9 protein-coding genes are annotated in these 16,862 nt (G+C 40.7%); 5 read left to right on the top strand and 4 right to left on the bottom strand.

Annotated elements, in window-relative coordinates; translation table 11 throughout:
* Positions 1-749: 749 nt before the first annotated feature.
* The 4 genes from DN53_RS04425 to DN53_RS04410 form a co-directional block, all read right to left on the bottom strand.
* Positions 750-2,747: a hypothetical protein gene (locus DN53_RS04425; RefSeq protein ID WP_129653175.1), complete on the bottom strand. Its 1,998-nt coding sequence runs from the start codon at positions 2,745-2,747 to the stop codon at positions 750-752.
* Between the two features lie 377 nt (positions 2,748-3,124).
* On the bottom strand, positions 3,125-3,805 hold the full coding sequence (locus DN53_RS04420) for an NUDIX hydrolase (RefSeq protein WP_165357272.1): 681 nt from the start codon (positions 3,803-3,805) through the stop codon (positions 3,125-3,127).
* 439 nt (positions 3,806-4,244) lie between these two features.
* A complete protein-coding gene (locus tag DN53_RS04415) occupies positions 4,245-5,051 on the bottom strand; it encodes an amidohydrolase family protein (protein ID WP_129653173.1) in 807 nt (268 codons plus the stop codon).
* Positions 5,041-6,021, bottom strand: coding sequence for an amidohydrolase family protein (locus tag DN53_RS04410; RefSeq protein WP_129653172.1), 981 nt, complete (start codon positions 6,019-6,021; stop codon positions 5,041-5,043). Before DN53_RS04410 ends, DN53_RS04415 begins: the two co-directional genes overlap by 11 nt.
* Positions 6,022-6,318: 297 nt before the next feature.
* Here DN53_RS04410 and DN53_RS04405 point away from each other — a divergent pair, with 297 nt between their 5' ends.
* From DN53_RS04405 to DN53_RS04385, 5 genes are all read left to right on the top strand, one after another.
* A complete protein-coding gene (locus tag DN53_RS04405) occupies positions 6,319-9,513 on the top strand; it encodes a heparinase II/III family protein (protein WP_165357270.1) in 3,195 nt (1,064 codons plus the stop codon).
* Between the two features lie 31 nt (positions 9,514-9,544).
* Complete coding sequence (locus DN53_RS04400) at positions 9,545-10,360, top strand: SDR family oxidoreductase (protein WP_129653170.1); 816 nt, start codon at positions 9,545-9,547, stop codon at positions 10,358-10,360.
* Between the two features lie 271 nt (positions 10,361-10,631).
* Positions 10,632-11,558: a FecR family protein gene (locus DN53_RS04395; RefSeq protein WP_207211078.1), complete on the top strand. Its 927-nt coding sequence runs from the start codon at positions 10,632-10,634 to the stop codon at positions 11,556-11,558.
* A gap of 287 nt (positions 11,559-11,845) precedes the next feature.
* Positions 11,846-15,157 (top strand): SusC/RagA family TonB-linked outer membrane protein, encoded by a 3,312-nt coding sequence (locus tag DN53_RS04390; protein ID WP_207211077.1) that lies wholly within the window; start codon positions 11,846-11,848, stop codon positions 15,155-15,157.
* Positions 15,158-15,223: 66 nt separating this feature from the next.
* On the top strand, positions 15,224-16,840 hold the full coding sequence (locus DN53_RS04385) for a SusD/RagB family nutrient-binding outer membrane lipoprotein (protein WP_207211076.1): 1,617 nt from the start codon (positions 15,224-15,226) through the stop codon (positions 16,838-16,840).
* Positions 16,841-16,862: the final 22 nt, after the last annotated feature.

Below are 16,862 nucleotides of genomic sequence, written 5' to 3'. Positions count from 1 at the left end.
GCCCGAAAAGATTTTATGCTCACCGAATAGGTAGTTTCCCATGTTGATTTTAGTCAATATATGGGGAAATCCGGGGTTTAAGGAGTAATTATAAAAATTGTTATGGGCTTATTTAATTGTTTTTCTTTTGAAATTTTATTAGAATCTTATATTGGAAAAACCAAAATAACAAATAGTTCATTTCTTCAAATCCCAATAATGATTTATATTTTTTAATGAGTTAGAATAATCAGCATTAGATTACTTATGTTAATGCTATACTTGATAAAGTGCGAGGTTGTTTAAACGTAGATTATAAAAAAGGAAGAGCCTTTCTCAATATTCTTTTTAAGTGAGACGCGGGGTGAGGTAGAACTTTTTAAAACTTTATCACCATATTGCCAAAACTATTCGGAGAAATGTTTGTACAATTTCCATTTTTTCATTCCCAAGTTATGCCTATTGTTGAATCTAAGAGATATTATCAATTCCTTGCTTAACTTTTGCAACAGGATATTTAGGTGGTAGAGAAGTCTTATAATGCCAAACAAATGAAAGAGAATATAGAATTTTGTGTAAGAGGGTTGTCTCAAAATCATGGGGCAATTATTTGTTCAAAGAAATAATTGCCCCATGAAACCAGTGATAATGTAAAAAATAGAACAACCGAAAACCATTAGCGAATCTAATGATTGATTGTCCAACATGATCATACGTCAATTCAGTTGGTCAGACAGCCAATTAGAAACAAGTTTCGTAAATCCTTAAGGTCAAAAGTTTCCATAGGGAAACGTATTTATTGGGAAATTAGCGGTTTTGGTATTCATCCAAGTACTCGTTGTTCCACTTAAAGAAATTTTTCTTAATACTGGGTCAATTACATCTGAAATGTCATCCCCATCAAAATCGGCAATTAATAAATCTTGTGTTATATATGATGACGTGATCAAATTGGTCCAAGATGAGGTGGCCTCATATGAAACTCTAAAATTTGATCCATTTGCTGTAAAAACATCGTTCATGTTATTTGCGTTTAACCTGCCCAAGGAAAGTTCATTGGGTAGGCTACTTGACGAGTTTATTATTGTCCAGCTACTATTGGAATTATATGAGACGCGCCAAGTAGAACCATTGGCCAAGAATAGATCCTCAATTCCATTTCCGTCGATATCACCTGATTTTAGATCTGAAAGTGGCACTGAAGTATTCAGCAAGGTGGTCCACGATGAATTTGCGCTCCAGGATACATAAATAGTGTTTCCTGATTGCCTTATAATATCTGTAATATTATCTCCATTATAAAACCCAAAGCGGAGTGATGACATCGGATAGCCAGTGTTTAATATTTGAGCCCAATTTGCACTAATACCATAAGTTGCAGCATCGTATGGAATGGTATAAAGCTTGTCGTTTTCAAGTTTGTATATGTCGGTATTACCGTCACCATCATAATCGCCGAAGGTAAAAGAGAAATCATAGTTACTACCTGAACTTGGCGTGTTCATTATGGCATCATTGGACGACGGTAGGTTTACAAAATTACTGGCATTTGCTTTGGACCAATCTTCTTTTACATACCACCCCAAATAGTCATCCGTGTCATATATATTGTTCCATACCAGCATATTTCCAAATCCTCCATGGGCATTTTGCTGTCTTATTGAAGCTGCTGGTCCACTATGGGCAAATCTATTGTTCTCAATTCTACATTGCACATCAGGTCTTCCCCTAATGACAATATTGTAATCATTGCCACTTTGGTACCTATTTGCGCCTAGGTCTTCAAAATCATTATGATGGATATAAATAAAGCGTCCTGCATTTTCACTTCCATCGCTTTTGCCTTCAGCGTGCATATCAAAATTATGGGCTGTACCTCCTGTCAATACTTTATTGCACGAAGCTTCATAGCCACTATCAGTTTTTCCCGAGCCTGCAATATCATGTCTATTGGCCTCAAAAATATTGGAACTTATTGTAGCGTACCCCCAATCAATGATAACGCCATAGCCAAGGCCTCTTTGTTTATTATCGTGAAAAAAACAATTGTTGATTATGTTATTGTTAAATGACCCATCAGTGTATCCCTTTCCAACTCTTATTGCCGCATAAGGCCACCCAAAAAATTCAGAGTTATCCACGGTTAGACCGTCATAATTATTTGATATTTCAATACAGGTTTTAAATTTGATGCTACTCAAAGGTGAATTTGTTCCTTCTTGTTGGGATGGCCCCTGAAATCTTAAACCTGTAAACCTTACGTTGTCTCCACCAACAATAAATACAGGAAGCCCATAATGGGAAATTGATGTATAGTAGTCAAAATCAGTTGTGTAGATTAAAGCGCCTAAATCCGCTCCCTGATTACCGCCTCTTCCACTTGCTATGGTGACCCCTTCTGGTACAATTATGGACTCTGATCCGGTGATGCCATAAAAATTACTTAAATCTATGGTCAAGTTGTTATCAATGTAAATAACAGATCCAATTGGGGCACTTTCAATGGTATTTTTGAAATTCACAGCACCTGAAAATGACGTGATGTGTATGTCTGCACCTGTGGCGGACAAAATATCGTCATACCCTCCTCCTCCTCCAATGGGATTGGGATTCTCTTGGCAATAAGGAAATGAAGATTCTTCAACGGTCAAGTTTACCATTTTCAAAGAATCATTAGTTGTATTGTCCTCAAATGATTGGAGCGGTTCCTTGTCAGTGCAGGACACGGTAAAAAAACAATAAATGGAATACAGAAATACTTTTTTCATAATTTTTTGTTTAAAGATTAGTCCGTTTCTTCATATAAATCCATGTCGAAATCAATCAGCAACCTAATTGATGACAAGGGATAAACAAGTATATTTATTTGATAATCAGTGTTGAATTATAATGTTCCCTATATCAATATGACCCGAAAAGAAGATAATGTCCTACTCTACTTTTTTATGGGCTGAAAACCTATCTTAAAATCGGATATTTAAGTTTCCCTTTTTAGGCTTGCCTATGAGTAAACGCATTGTTTAATAAACCCGACTTAGTGGAAATTATCCATTATCTTATAATAATGATGCTCAAGTGACAAAGAAGTCCCTTTAATAAGCTCCGGTCTTGAGTTAGGTTTTATTTTTTGAAAGGATAGGATGGTTTAGTGAATGAGTTTGTATTCGAACAAAAATGGCCCTCCCTTAACCCCCCGCTTTTTTTTTCGGGTATTGGTAATAAGGTTTATTTGCATGATTCGTTTCCTGAAATTCCGTTTATCCACCTTGACTTCAAAAATGGTCTCATACAAGATTTGAAGCTCGGATAGGGTGAATTGTTTGGGTAATAGTTCACCAAAATGTAGTTTATCCTCTAAATTTTCTTTTAGGAAATTATAAGCGTCATTGATCAAATGGGTATGGTCAAATGCAATATGGGTGGGTAAATCGTCCATGCTGAACCATTCTAGACTCTCCACATTGTCCGTTAAGACCAAAGGGTGTTTTTCCGGTTGGATCAAGGCACAGAATGAAGCGGTCACAACCCGTTTGATCGGGTGCCGGTTCAAGGCACTATAAAGTTTTATATATTCACAGCGTATATTCTCCAAGCCGGTCAATACAAAAAGTGTCTTTTTTGCACATTCTTCAACCGTTTCATCGGCATCCATTGTTCCACCCGGCAATAGCCAATGACTTTTATAGTTTGCCAACGATCTTTTGGTGAGCAAAATTTTCAGTTTTCCATCGAGATACCCGAAAACAGCAATATCTGTTGTTATGGTACATTCATATGAATCAGGCTTAACACGTATGTTCGCTAACCCTCCGTTTTGGTTTTTCATAAATTTAAATTCAGATGAAGCAAATTGATTTTTAGATTGATGAACATGTAGCTTGTGGGCTTTAAAATCAATTTGGGATGCGTGTAAATGTGCAAACATCGACACAAAAAAACGGGTTAAATTTAAAGATTATTATAAAAATCACATAATAAACCCTATTGAAATACAATTGAAACTCAAAGGTATAATAGCAATGATAGAACAAATTAAGGGGTGGGAAAAGACGTATTATAGGGCGTGGAATGTTCATGAAATCTCTAGGTTTAAAGTAATCTTTTATAGAAAGGTCTATACAAAATGAGAAGGAGGGCATGACTAAGCCCTCCTCTTCCTTGCTAAAAGCTAACTAAAACAACTTATGAATGAAAACTCTATGGTATTTGCCTTGAAAACTTATTTATATAATTGGTTATATGTTTTATCTCACCTGATCAAGTCTTTACAAACGCAGCATGCGGCGTACGTTTCCAGAATAGATTTTTTCTTTGACCCCGGCATTGGCTTCATTGAATACGGCTACACGGATAAAAGGGGTACAGTAATCTGTAAATGGGGTTTCCGTGCCAAAAGCTATTTTTTCGGGTCCATAAGTGTCCATCATTCCCTTTAAACTTTCACCGTTGTACCCTGTGGTAGGCACACCGCTGGCACGAACCGTATCGAATAGGATATCGGCGGTTTTCAATATGTCGAGAGATTCAGCAGTGGTGGCCCTGCCGCTACCCACCCTCATATCCAATACCATATATTGTGCGTCCGGCACTTGCTTGACCAAGGAAGCTATATGGTTCAAATCCAATACTGAATTTACATCCAGCCATGATCTTTGTCGCAAGTCTATCATTCGCAAAGGAATGGAGACAGGCATTTTCAGGTCCCTGGCCGCCTTTACGAGCTCTATGCACCGTGGATCAAGAATATCATATTCATGGTAAATGGGGTATATGCGAATACCTTTCATTCCATTTTGATGACAGGTGTTCAACGATTCTTCCCACCAGGGAAGTACAGGGTTGATGGTGGCAAAAGGAATGAATCTATCCTGGAATATGGTTTTTGACTTAACCATTTTATCCAATTCTTCATTGGCACCTTGGGCATCTTTATAAAAGATTCCGTTGATGTTGGCCACAATTGATTTGTCCACACCAAACTCGTCCATTCTTTGGAGCAGATCTTCCAATGTATTACCTCGCAATGGTCGGAATGGCCAGTGACCAATGTATGAGTTTATATCAATTAACATGATTGCCTGCTGGTTTTAGAAGATTGTTGAAATTTTCAAAAAAGATTTTTTTTCTTTCTTTCTCGGTAAGGTTGGCACTCATGATCTTGCCGACACCTGTTTCATAGTTGACATCCGTGGCAAACAGGAGCCTGTCCACACCAAGATGTTCCACGGCCATGTCGATCATGCCTTCATCGGAGACACTTCCACTGGTATCCAGATATACTGTAGGTGCATTTCGTAGCACCCTACATACATACTCCCAATCGCCACCACCACCTATATGACCACAAATGATCAATGCCTCAGGGTATCTTTTGCCAATATCCACAAAATGATCGGCAATGGATGTGTTTATGGAACTCCCAACTTTAGGATACCCTTCCCTCCAAAGGCCTAAGATATTGGCGGAATGTATAAGAATAGGGACCTTATGGTCAATACAGCGTTCAATAATGGGATAATACACGGGGTCATTGGCCTTGTATTCATCATATAGTTCCCCTAACATCACCATCCCTTGGTCTACACATCTGTCTATCTCTTCCAAGGCTTCCTTTGTGTAGCCGGGATTAATTCGGCATTTTCCGAGGAACCTGCCCGGGTACTGTTTTACGGCCTTTAGGACCACATCATTTGATTTTCTGAAATTTTCAGGGGTGTTCTTCCCTTGAAGATCAGATATGGCGGCCCATTGTATGCCCACACGATCCATGCTTTCAATCATATCCGGAAAGTTTCCGGTGTGATTGTGTGCGTCAATTTTCTTGTATTGAATGGCTTTCTTCACCATGGCTTCGAACCCTCTTTCTTGGAAAAGGCCAGAATGGTCATCGGAGAGCATCCCAACAGGTTGGTTTTCCATTGCCTTAAGGGTTGAAATTCCAGTCACACCCATTCCAAGAAAAGCGGCGCTACTATTGCCCAAAAATTTTCTTCTGCCCATTTTGTTGGCTTCCGAACCTGTGCTTTCAGTTCTTTTTTTCATTTGGGTTTTATATTAAAAGAGTCTAATTATCCTTTCTTCTTCTTATAGGACCGGAAAACAAGGGATTCTCCTACCGGGTTCTGATCTTTTTTTGAAAAAATCCATAACAATACGTCAAAGTTATGCTGGGAGGCGTGTTTATTTAAAGATAAACCCATTGTTTTTTTAGAATGTTAAAATACGGAAACAAGAGAGGGACTTTTTCCTTTTTTTGGGTCATAAGATAGAATGGGCTTCTGATGAGAATGAACTAAGTAAGGATTCTATGTAGTTTAATATTTAACAAGAATGTATTTTATGAGTAAGTATCAGTTTTTATTTATCATCTGTCTTTGTAGTTCTATTCGGTTGTTTGCCGATACCGTCCTTGAGCCTTGGACCTATTCTGAAAACTTTGAAGACCGTGCCTTGGGGGCATGGGCGTCTTACCCCCTTTGGCAAGATACAGCGTACGATCCCAACTTTAGAATTGACGAAATGGTACCCGGGGACCCTAACATTTCAATTGTGCAAAAGGTAACCCCATATACCCATGTGGATAATTATGCAGGGGCCCAAAAGTTGTTGGATATGTATTTGACGAGTAGGTCCAAGATCAAGTTTAGATACTACGTCAAGACCCATCTTGCCCCGGAATTCATTAAAGTAAGATTTGCGGCAGGGGAGTTAGGGAAATTGGATGTTACCATACCCGCTCCCAAAACCAATACATGGGAATGGGTAACCGTGGATTTTAACGACGTCATCAAGGAGAACCCTGGATTAATGAATAAGGAACAGGTGAAAATTTATGCTTTGGCCATCTTGACCAAAATTCCCAAAGCAGACCCCAAGATGCCATTTTATCTTGGCTTGGATGATATTGTCTTTGAGGGGGAGCGCGACATGGTATTTCGTTTTTCTGAACCTACCATGCATAAACTTCCCGAGTATAAACCTTTTATTCCGGAGAAACCATATCATTATGGGGATGAGTTCAAGTTAAAAGGAGAATGGCCGTTACAGGCAACAAAGGTGCAATTGGAGTTGGTGTCCTATACTGATAGGGAACATGTGGTTTACAAAGGAAGATTGAGCAAGAAAAATGGACTGTGGACCCTTTCTCCCATGAAACTTTCGTTTCCAGATGGCCTTTATCTTGGGAAACTTACAGCCTATCAAGGATCAAAACAACTTTCGGATACAGAGTTTACCATTCATATAGCACCAAAAGTAAGTAAGATTGATGGGGTGCACCCAAGACTGCTCTATGATGATGAAAAGAAGAAATGGATTCAGGAAAGATTTAAGCAACCTCAATTTAAAAAAGTGTACAATGACATTGCCAAAAATGCGAGGGAAGAACGGGAAAAGGTTCCCGTGGAAAGCTTGGTTTTTGATCTGGACCAATTTCCTGATGAAGATTGGCTTCCTACTTGGTCCGCTTGGGGTTCACACATTTATAGTACAGATGGTGCGTTACGTATGAATGCAATGGCATATACGTTTCATGGGGACAAAGAGGCAGGGATGTATGTCAAGAATGTATTGCTTAAACTTTCGGAATGGCCCAATTGGGGTCATCCATGGCAAATCAAAAGAGGTCGTTTCAGTGAACACCGTACTGGAAGCTGGTCCCACAGGGTGGCAGAGGCATATGATTTAACGTATGATCTCATGACCGATGAAGAGTCAAGTAAGATTCGGAAGGCAATCATAGACAATATTGTAAAGGGTTCGTTCAGGACCTATGTGTACAATGATAATATCACTTCCAATACATCAAACTGGTTGGGGATGATAAGTGGTGGGGCCATGATGAGTATGGCGGCCATTTATGGCGATGGGCCCGATGTGGAAAATCTTGAGCCTTATTTTACAGGAACCATGATGAAATATTATGAGTTCATTACCAAGGTAACAGACTCAAATGATGGTTCGTGGGGTGAAGGTCTTGGCTATAACAACTATACCTTTTCCAATATGGGCTACAGTGTACCATCACTTAAAAATGTATTTAATATTGATTTGAGTGCCCCTTTAATAGGTACCTATAATGAATACATTTGGGGTGGCATCATTAAAGATAGGCATTGGTTTGAATATGGGGATTCCGGAGGCAACATGAATCCGGCCACTAATTGGGCATTTTTACTTGATATGCAAAAGGAACCTCGACTTGGATGGTTTTACAACTATTTGAAGAAGGGGGGGTATATTGAGTCCAACACACAGGCAAGTAATGGGGACTCGGGTATCAAGGAAGGTACATCCGCAGGAGAAAATGAAACCATCCAGGATGTGTTCTATGATACCAAAAATGTAAAAGAGGATTCACCTTTCGATGAAAGCCCGGTCAAAATGTTCAAAAATGTAGGGACCACTGTCTTCAAAAGCGGATGGGAGAAAGATGATTTTGTGTTTGTAATGCGGACCGGGGCTTTTTATAACCATCAACATTTAGATCAAGGAAGCTTTTGGTTGGCCGATCGGGGCAATATATTCATTGAGGAAAGACACCTGAAAAATTCAAATTATTATGATGACCCCTTGTATCAACCTTGGTTGACGCAACCTGTGGGGCATTCTACTATTCTTATTGACGGGAACCATCAAAGTCAACGCGTTGGAGACCCTTTGAATTTTGCTCCCGGTTTTGATGACCATGCTTTTATTGATCAGTTCTTGGATGGTAAGAAGGCAGCTTTTTCCGCAGGTGATATTGGAAGGCTATACTGGGGTAAAGTAAAATCCCTCACCAGAAATGTGGTGTACTTAAAACCTAGAACCTTATTGATGCTAGATATAGCAGTTCCCAATGAGGAGGACCATGACGTTACATTACTTTATCAGACACTGAGACTGGAGGATATCAAAGCAGGTAAAGAAGCTTCTTCCATAACAAAAGGTGGTTCCAGCCTGAATATTGTTCATCTTTCACCAGATGTGATGGATGTAGAAGCCGTAGAGACCCCTCATTACCTTAAGACCTTGTTGAATGTTAGGCCATTGGAAAGGGAGGGTATGCTTACGGTGACCGCACGTACCCAAGGCAAACCACTTGTTATGGCAAACGTGCTCTCTGTCACTGATGAAGGGTCCATACCAGATGTTGATGTCCAAACCCATGACGGTTTTGTTTCGGGAACCATAGAAGGAAATAAAATTGCATTTACCACAGAGCCTGGTCAAATCTATTCCGTTGAAGAAATGGAGACCGATGCTGTATCCGTGGTCTGGGATAATGGGGTTACCTTTGTTGCCTCGGCCACTGTCTTTTCCAAAAATGGCCACAACCTTCTTAAGTCAGATTTGCCAATGACTTTTGAAGTTTCAGGGCAGCAAATAAAATTTTACCGCAGCTCAGAGGGCAAGGTAACCTTAGGAGTGTCCCAAAGGCCATCATCGGTTAAAATAAATGGTAAAAGAGTTAAGAACTATACATATAAAAATTCTGAAAAGACAATTGAATTGAGCTTGCCACAAGGTGAGGGTGTCATTGTAACGGAATAAAACTAAATTGGATAGAAAACACACCTTGATTATGGATAACTTTTCTTTAAAGGATAAAGTAATTATAGTAACCGGAGGTACTGGTATATTGGGGAAATCCTTCATTAAAGCCATTCATGGTGCCGGAGGGACCGTGGGGGTTCTTGGCAGAAACAAGGACGTTGCGGATAAAAGGGTAGAGGAGATACAAAAACAAGGAGGGCAAGCCATAGCACTCATTGCCGATGTTATGAATGACGCGCAGTTGGTTGCAGCCAAGGAAAAGGTGCTGGACAAGTATGGTAAGATAGACGGCCTTGTAAATGCCGCAGGAGGTATAATGCCACAGGGTGTCTTGATGCCAGATGAAGATGTTTTTAATATGAATCTCCAAGGAATGAAAGAGGTCATGGACCTTAACCTTTGGGGAACGTTGAAGCCCACCCAGATTTTTGGGGAAGCCATATGCAATACTGCAAAAAAGGGGAGTATCGTAAATATATCGTCCATGAATTCAAAGAGGGCGATTACCCGGGTTCTGGGCTACAATATGGGAAAAGCTGCCGTTGATTGTTATACCCAATGGTTTGCTGTGGAAATGGCAAACAGATATGGCGATCAACTTAGAATGAATGCATTGGCCCCAGGATTTTTTCTTACGGAACAGAACAAGAATCTTTTAACCACTCCAGATGGTGGATATACCGAGCGGGGAGGATTGGTGATCAATCAAACCCCGTTTAAAAGATTTGGCCAACCCGATGAATTGGGAGGTGCCTTGGTGTGGTTGCTGAGTGATGCATCCCAGTTTGTTACGGGCTCCATGATCTGTGTGGATGGTGGATTTTCAATTTTTGGTGGTGTTTAATCATCAAAACATGACGTAGCAATTTATACGTTCTGTCCAAGTCCAAAGGTAGATTCCAAAGGACGTATTCAATTTAAGCGGAACGAAAAGCAAGAGATACTTGTATCGGTTAAGGCCGGTACAAGTATTTTTTTTGTCTTCCCAGTGCCTACAATCAAAAAAAGTACATCAAAATCAAAAAAAATGCAGACGGGAGTAGGATTTTTTCGTGCTTTCCGGTCATAATATTAAATGTTCAACAGAAATGATCAATAAGTCATATTTAAAGAAGTTGCTAAAAAAATATCTCAATGGGGATATTACGGATGAGGAACAAGGATTTCTAATGGAATATTATGACTTGTTTGATGATAAGGAAATCTCCGAGCTATTATCTGATGAAGAAAGAGAGCGGGTAAAGCACAAAATGAACAAGGCCATCTGGGAAAAAATATCCACGGTTGAAAAAGGTAAAACTTTGGCCAAACGGAGATGGAGCTTGAAGATTGCCGCTGCCGTCATTGTCTTGATGATCGGTTCCTCTCTGACACTTTATTTTTTCATGGACTTGCCCGGGCAAAAGGAGATTTTCGCATCGGAACAGCGATTGGTTGCCTTGCCCGATGGTAGTTCTGTGCTCTTGAGCGTAGGGAGCGAGATAGATTATGGATCGTTTGAGGATAGCGATAAGCGAGAGGTTTATCTAAATGGAGAGGCCTTTTTTAAAGTTGAGCGGAATCCGCAAAAGCCATTTATAGTCCATACGGGCAAGATAAAGACCACGGTCCTGGGAACATCTTTTAGGATCAAGGCTTGGCCATTGGAAAAAGATATATCTGTGGATGTAAGCACTGGATTGGTGGATGTCTCCGATCAGGAAAGATCTTTCGGTGTTCTAAAACGAAACGAAGGACTTGTTTACGATAAAAACTCAGGGGAAGTTGAGATCAAGGGGCATTCCGATGAGTTTGATAAAAGTTGGCAGACACAAGACCTTTTTCTGGATAACATAACCATGAAAGAAGCGGCCTCGCTTATTGAAAATCGATTTCACGTAAAAATTGAGTTCAAAGATGAGGAACTCCTAACCAAACGATTTAGCACAACTTTCCTGAAAGGAGAAAGTATGGATGAATTGCTTAAGATCCTTTGTCATTTCAATGAAGCTGAATTTCATTTTGATGGAGAGGGCAATACGGTAACCATCAGCAAGTTGTGATGTGTTCTTTTGCTTGGTTCTAACAAAGTTTAATATGAGAAAATTTATGGGACATACTGTTTTCATTACGGAAGAATAAGGGGAAAACCCTTTTGTTCAAGATTTAAACCTTCAAACTAAGCCTTTTCAAAAAGAAGGTGATTTAATTAACTAACTCTAAAAAACCGATTATGAATTTTATCAGACCTTTCGAAAATTTCCTTCGAAAAAAATCCAGAAGTTGTAGTGGATGTCCACAACGTGGTTCAACCTCGCTTGCAGTCAGCAAAGGTGTTTTAATGTATTTTATGGCGGCCTTTTTTGCAAGCAGTAATCTATTTGCCTCTGCATTTATGGAGAATCAATCGATAGATAAGACGGTAATATCATTGGAAATCTCGGATGCCTCATTGATTAAGGTGTTTAAGGAGATTGAGAAAAAAACACCGTTTTATTTTATGTACAATAAAAATGATGTTTCCAAAATAAACCATCTGGACATTCCTTCCGGCAAGAAAACCGTAAAGGCTTACTTGGATGATATTCTTATCGATACCCGCCTTGAATACGAGCAAATGGGAAACCATATTTTGGTCAAGTTACGAACTGTTCAGGATAAGATGGTATCCGGTACGGTAACCGATATGGACGGTGTGCCAATCCCGGGGGTGAACATTCTTTTAAAAGGGTCTTCTGTTGGGGTTATCAGTGATTTTGATGGTAATTACGCTATCTCGGTTCCCAATCAGGGGGTTTTGGTTTTCTCTTATTTGGGATACTTGACCAAAGAGGTTCCGGTGGGATCTAGCGATGTGGTCAACGTTTCCATGGAAGAAGCTCTTACAAACCTTAACGAGGTGACCGTTACAGCGTTTGGGGTTAAGAAATTGAAAAGGTCTGTAAGTTATAGCACGCAGTCGGTGGATATTGATGGATTGGCAGAGGCACGTGAAATTAATGTGGTCAACTCTTTGCAAGGAAAAGTGGCCGGTGTGCGTATCAATGAATCAGGAACAGGTCTTGGGGCAGAATCCCGTGTGATACTTAGGGGAAATAGATCCATTTCTGGTGACAGTCAGCCTCTGTATGTTGTTGATGGTGTTCCGATCAATGGGGGAATCAGCAGCATGAGTCCTGATAATATTGTTTCCATAAATGTGCTTAAAGGTCCTAATGCAGCAGCACTATACGGAAGCCAAGCGCAAAATGGTGTTATTATCATTGAGACCAGAAGAGGAGAGGCAGGAAAAATGAACGTAAGGGTGAACAGTACGGTTATGATGGGGAATCCTATTTTTCTTTTTGAAACTCAAAATGAATATGGACAAGGGGTGTCAGGAGTATATAATTCAACATCCGAAGAGTCTTGGGGTCCAAGAATGGAAGGACAGCTTGTGGATTTTTGGTCTCCAGACCCAGCCACTGCCGGACAACAATATGCATTTTTACCCCAACCAGACAACTTTAAAGGAATTTTTGAAACAGCGTTCAATGTATCATCTGGAATAAACATAAGCGGGGGAAGTGAGAAAACCCAAACAGCTTTCTCTTATACCAGGACAGATGCGGAAGGCTTAATGCCCAACACCAGATTGGGAAGGCACAATTTAACGTTAAGACTCAACAATAAGTTAACGGATAAAATCTCCCTGGATGCCAAGGTAAGCTATATGAAGCAGGGCAACGACAATACCAATACCACAGGGGACAGCCAACATACCAATCCATACCGGAATATCTATAGAATGCCTCGTAATATTAGGGATGCGGATTTCAGGAACTACTTTTATGAAACAGCTGATGGGTCCAAAAAACAGAATTATTTCAACCCTGGATCTACCTCAGGTAAGAACCCATATTGGATAATGAACGAAGTGTTGAACTTTGTAGACTCCAATCGTTTGAACTTGTTACTTGCCGTAAATTTTGATATTACCGACGACCTAAACCTGATTGCTCGTACCGCGTATGATGAAAGAAATAGTTCCAACGAAACCAAAGTAAGTGAAGACACTTATGGTTCGGCCTATAATTTTGGATACTATGGTGTAAGTAAGAGCAATTCAAGTCTTTGGAATTCAGATCTTATATTGTCTTATAATAAAGATCTTTCGGAAACAATTTCCTTGGATGTACAGGCGGGGGGTATTCTTAGAAAAACTGCTGGTCTTGGAGCACTCTCAGCAAACACTACACAAAGCTTGCTGATATCCAACTTCTTTGCCCTGTCCAATACATTGTTCCCTAATGCCTCTTTCAACCCAAGTAATGAAACGGAGACACAGTCTTTGTTCTTTTCAGGAAATTTTGGGTGGAAAAGAGCCCTTTATCTAAGCGTTACCGGTCGTAACGATTGGAGCTCAACGCTACCTTCCCACAATAGATCTTATTTTTATCCTTCAGTGGGTGTTTCCGCCGTTCTTTCCGACTTGATACCATCCTTAAAAGGAACCCTGTCGTTTGCAAAGGTGAGGGCATCATGGGCCAAGGTAGGTAACAGTGCACCACCATACATGTTAAGTAGGACGGCAAATATTTCTTCGGGTGGAAATAATGGTTTTATACAGTTGAGCGGTACACTGCCCAATGTAGACCTAAAACCGGAAACAACAGAGTCAGTGGAACTGGGGCTTGACCTACGTTTCTTTAACGATCGTCTGGGACTGGATCTTACCTACTACAAGACCAATACCTTTGATCAATTGTTTTCTGTTGCATTGCCAACAGGGTCCGGTGCTTCTTCCTTTTTCACCAATGGAGGTGATGTTGAAAACAAAGGTTATGAAGCTATGTTGACCTTGGTACCGGTAAGAACCAATGATTTTAATTGGGATATAGTCACAAATTTTGCCACCAACCGTAACTGGGTGAACAGTATCTCCGATCAACGACCACGAGTGGTTGTTGGGTCTGATTCTTATGTTCGGGAGTTTGTGGTTGAACAAGGAGAAGAATTTGGAAATATATATTCAAGAGGTTGGGAAAGAGATGACCAAGGAAGGGTGATTGTTGGAAGCAATGGTGTGCCATTGATCACTTCAGGTAGAACGGTTAAGGTAGCGAACTTCAACCCGGATTGGACAGGAAGTATCGCCAATACGTTTACCTATAAAAACTTTAGTGCAAGTTTTCTTATAGAACACAGACAAGGTGGTAGTTATGTTTCCATGACCGATGCGGTACTAAATGGGGAAGGTGTTTCCAAAGAAACCCTAGAAGGAAGGGATGGAGGCCTTGTTTTTGGCCAGAACCTTTTTGCCGGCGAAACAGCTGTTTTGGAAGATGGAACTACCAATAACATTTCAATTAGCTCACAAGATTTTTGGAGAAGCGTAGGAGGAAGGAACACCCCGGTCGGGGAAGCTTTTGTGGAAGACGCCACCAACGCTAGGTTAAGGGAAGCTACCTTGGGCTACTCATTACCTTCAAAATTGATGGAAAAATTACCTTTTAGCAATATGAAGGTCTCCCTAGTGGGACGAAACCTGTTTTTCATTACAAAAAAGGGGAATTGGGACCCTGAAGTCCTTACTGCAACGAATTCCACAGCAGCAGGTTTTCAATCGTTCGTGCCACCAACCCAAAGAAGTTTTGGTTTTAACCTTACTATAGATTTTTAAACAAACATGCTAAAAAGAATAATGATGACTTCACATAAAATATATTACCGATTAAAAAGAGCTAGATTGTTCGTTTTAACAGTTACAATTCTAGTTGGAAGCTCTTGTACCAAGAATTTTGATGAAATCAATACTCCGAAGGATCAAATAACCATTGATCAACTGGATGTGAAAACTGTAGGTTCCGCCCTTGCCCAAGCGCAATATTCAGGAATGATGACATGGTATCAAGTATCACACAACCTATATGCAGGGGAATGGTCACAGTTCTTTACAATTATTCACCCAAATTTCCCTTCAGCAAACTTTACTGAGGTGGGATCATGGTCCGACCCCACTTTTACAGGGATTTATACCAATACGAGATGGGGTGCGGCAGGGACTCAGCTTAAATTGGTTGAGGACTTTACGGAAGAGAACAATCTTACTGTGGAGAATGCCATTGCCAAAGTATGGAAAGTACAGTTGTTCCACAGAATTACCGACTATTGGGGCCCGATCATTTATTCGCAATTTGGAAACGGGGAAACAAGCGTTGCCTATGATTCGCAAGAAGACATTTACAGAAGCTTTTTCCAGACTTTGGATGAGGTTGTGACTGTTTTTCAGAACAACTCAGGCGAAGAGGCCTTTGGGACCAACGATTTGGTATATGGTGGAAATGTGGACCAGTACCTGAAATGGGCCAACTCACTTCGTTTGCGACTCGCCATCAGAATTGCTTATGCAGACCCCTCATTGGCACAGCAAGAAGCGGAAAAGGCCATAAGCGCTCCGGGAGGGGTCATTACGGAGAACGCTGATAGCGCACTGTTGGAATCCACAGTAAACAATATTAACAAACTAAGTTCCATTACCTACCATACCGAGTTTGTGGTAAGCTCAACCATGCAGAGCCTTTTGGTAGGGTACGATGACCCTCGATTGGATGTTTATATGCAACCATGCTGTGGAAGATTGCAACAGTTTGAGGGCGAAGGGTATGTAGGGATGAGAAACGGGATGCCATCTTCTGATAGAGGTAGGGACCTGGAGCAAAACAATTCCTTTGTTGGTAGCAAATGGTTGCCGATTGCAGATGGCGGAACCAATGAGCCTGATAGGTTGATGGAAGCCGCTGAAGTATATTTCTTAAGAGCGGAAGGAGCATTGAGAGGTTGGAATATGGGAGGTACCGCCAAGGATCTATACGAAAGCGGTATCAGGGCATCTCTCGAAGCCCGTACCGATGCAACAAGTGATGTGATCGATGCATACGTGGTAAGCACCAATACACCTGCAAAACCACTTACCTACACAGGGGAAGCGGATCTATATGATAGCCCACCCGTATCCGATATTCCTGTATTGTATCAAGAAGCTGGAAGTTTTGAGACCAGACTGGAGCAGATTATCACGCAAAAGTGGTTGTCCCTATATCCAATGAATGACTGGGAGGCCTGGACCGAACGCAGAAGAACAGGATACCCTAGAGGATATGCCATAATTGAATCGCTTAACCCAAGGGTTTCCACTACAGAGCTTGTGAGGAGGTTGACCTTTGTTCCAAGCGAATACACCAACAACCTGGAAGAAACCGAAGCAGCTGTTTCACTGCTCGGTGGGCCGGATGAAAACGATACGCGGGTTTGGTGGGATGCAAAACCATTGTCAGATTATCCAACTCCTACCGATCCACAATAATTAAGTGGACGTTGGTGATTTC

It is taken from the genome of Flagellimonas olearia, assembly GCF_004150225.1.
GTDB classification, from domain to species: Bacteria; Bacteroidota; Bacteroidia; order Flavobacteriales; family Flavobacteriaceae; genus Flagellimonas; species Flagellimonas olearia.
The sequence above is the reverse complement of the archived record's forward strand: the minus strand, read 5'-3'. Positions and strand labels throughout refer to the sequence as shown.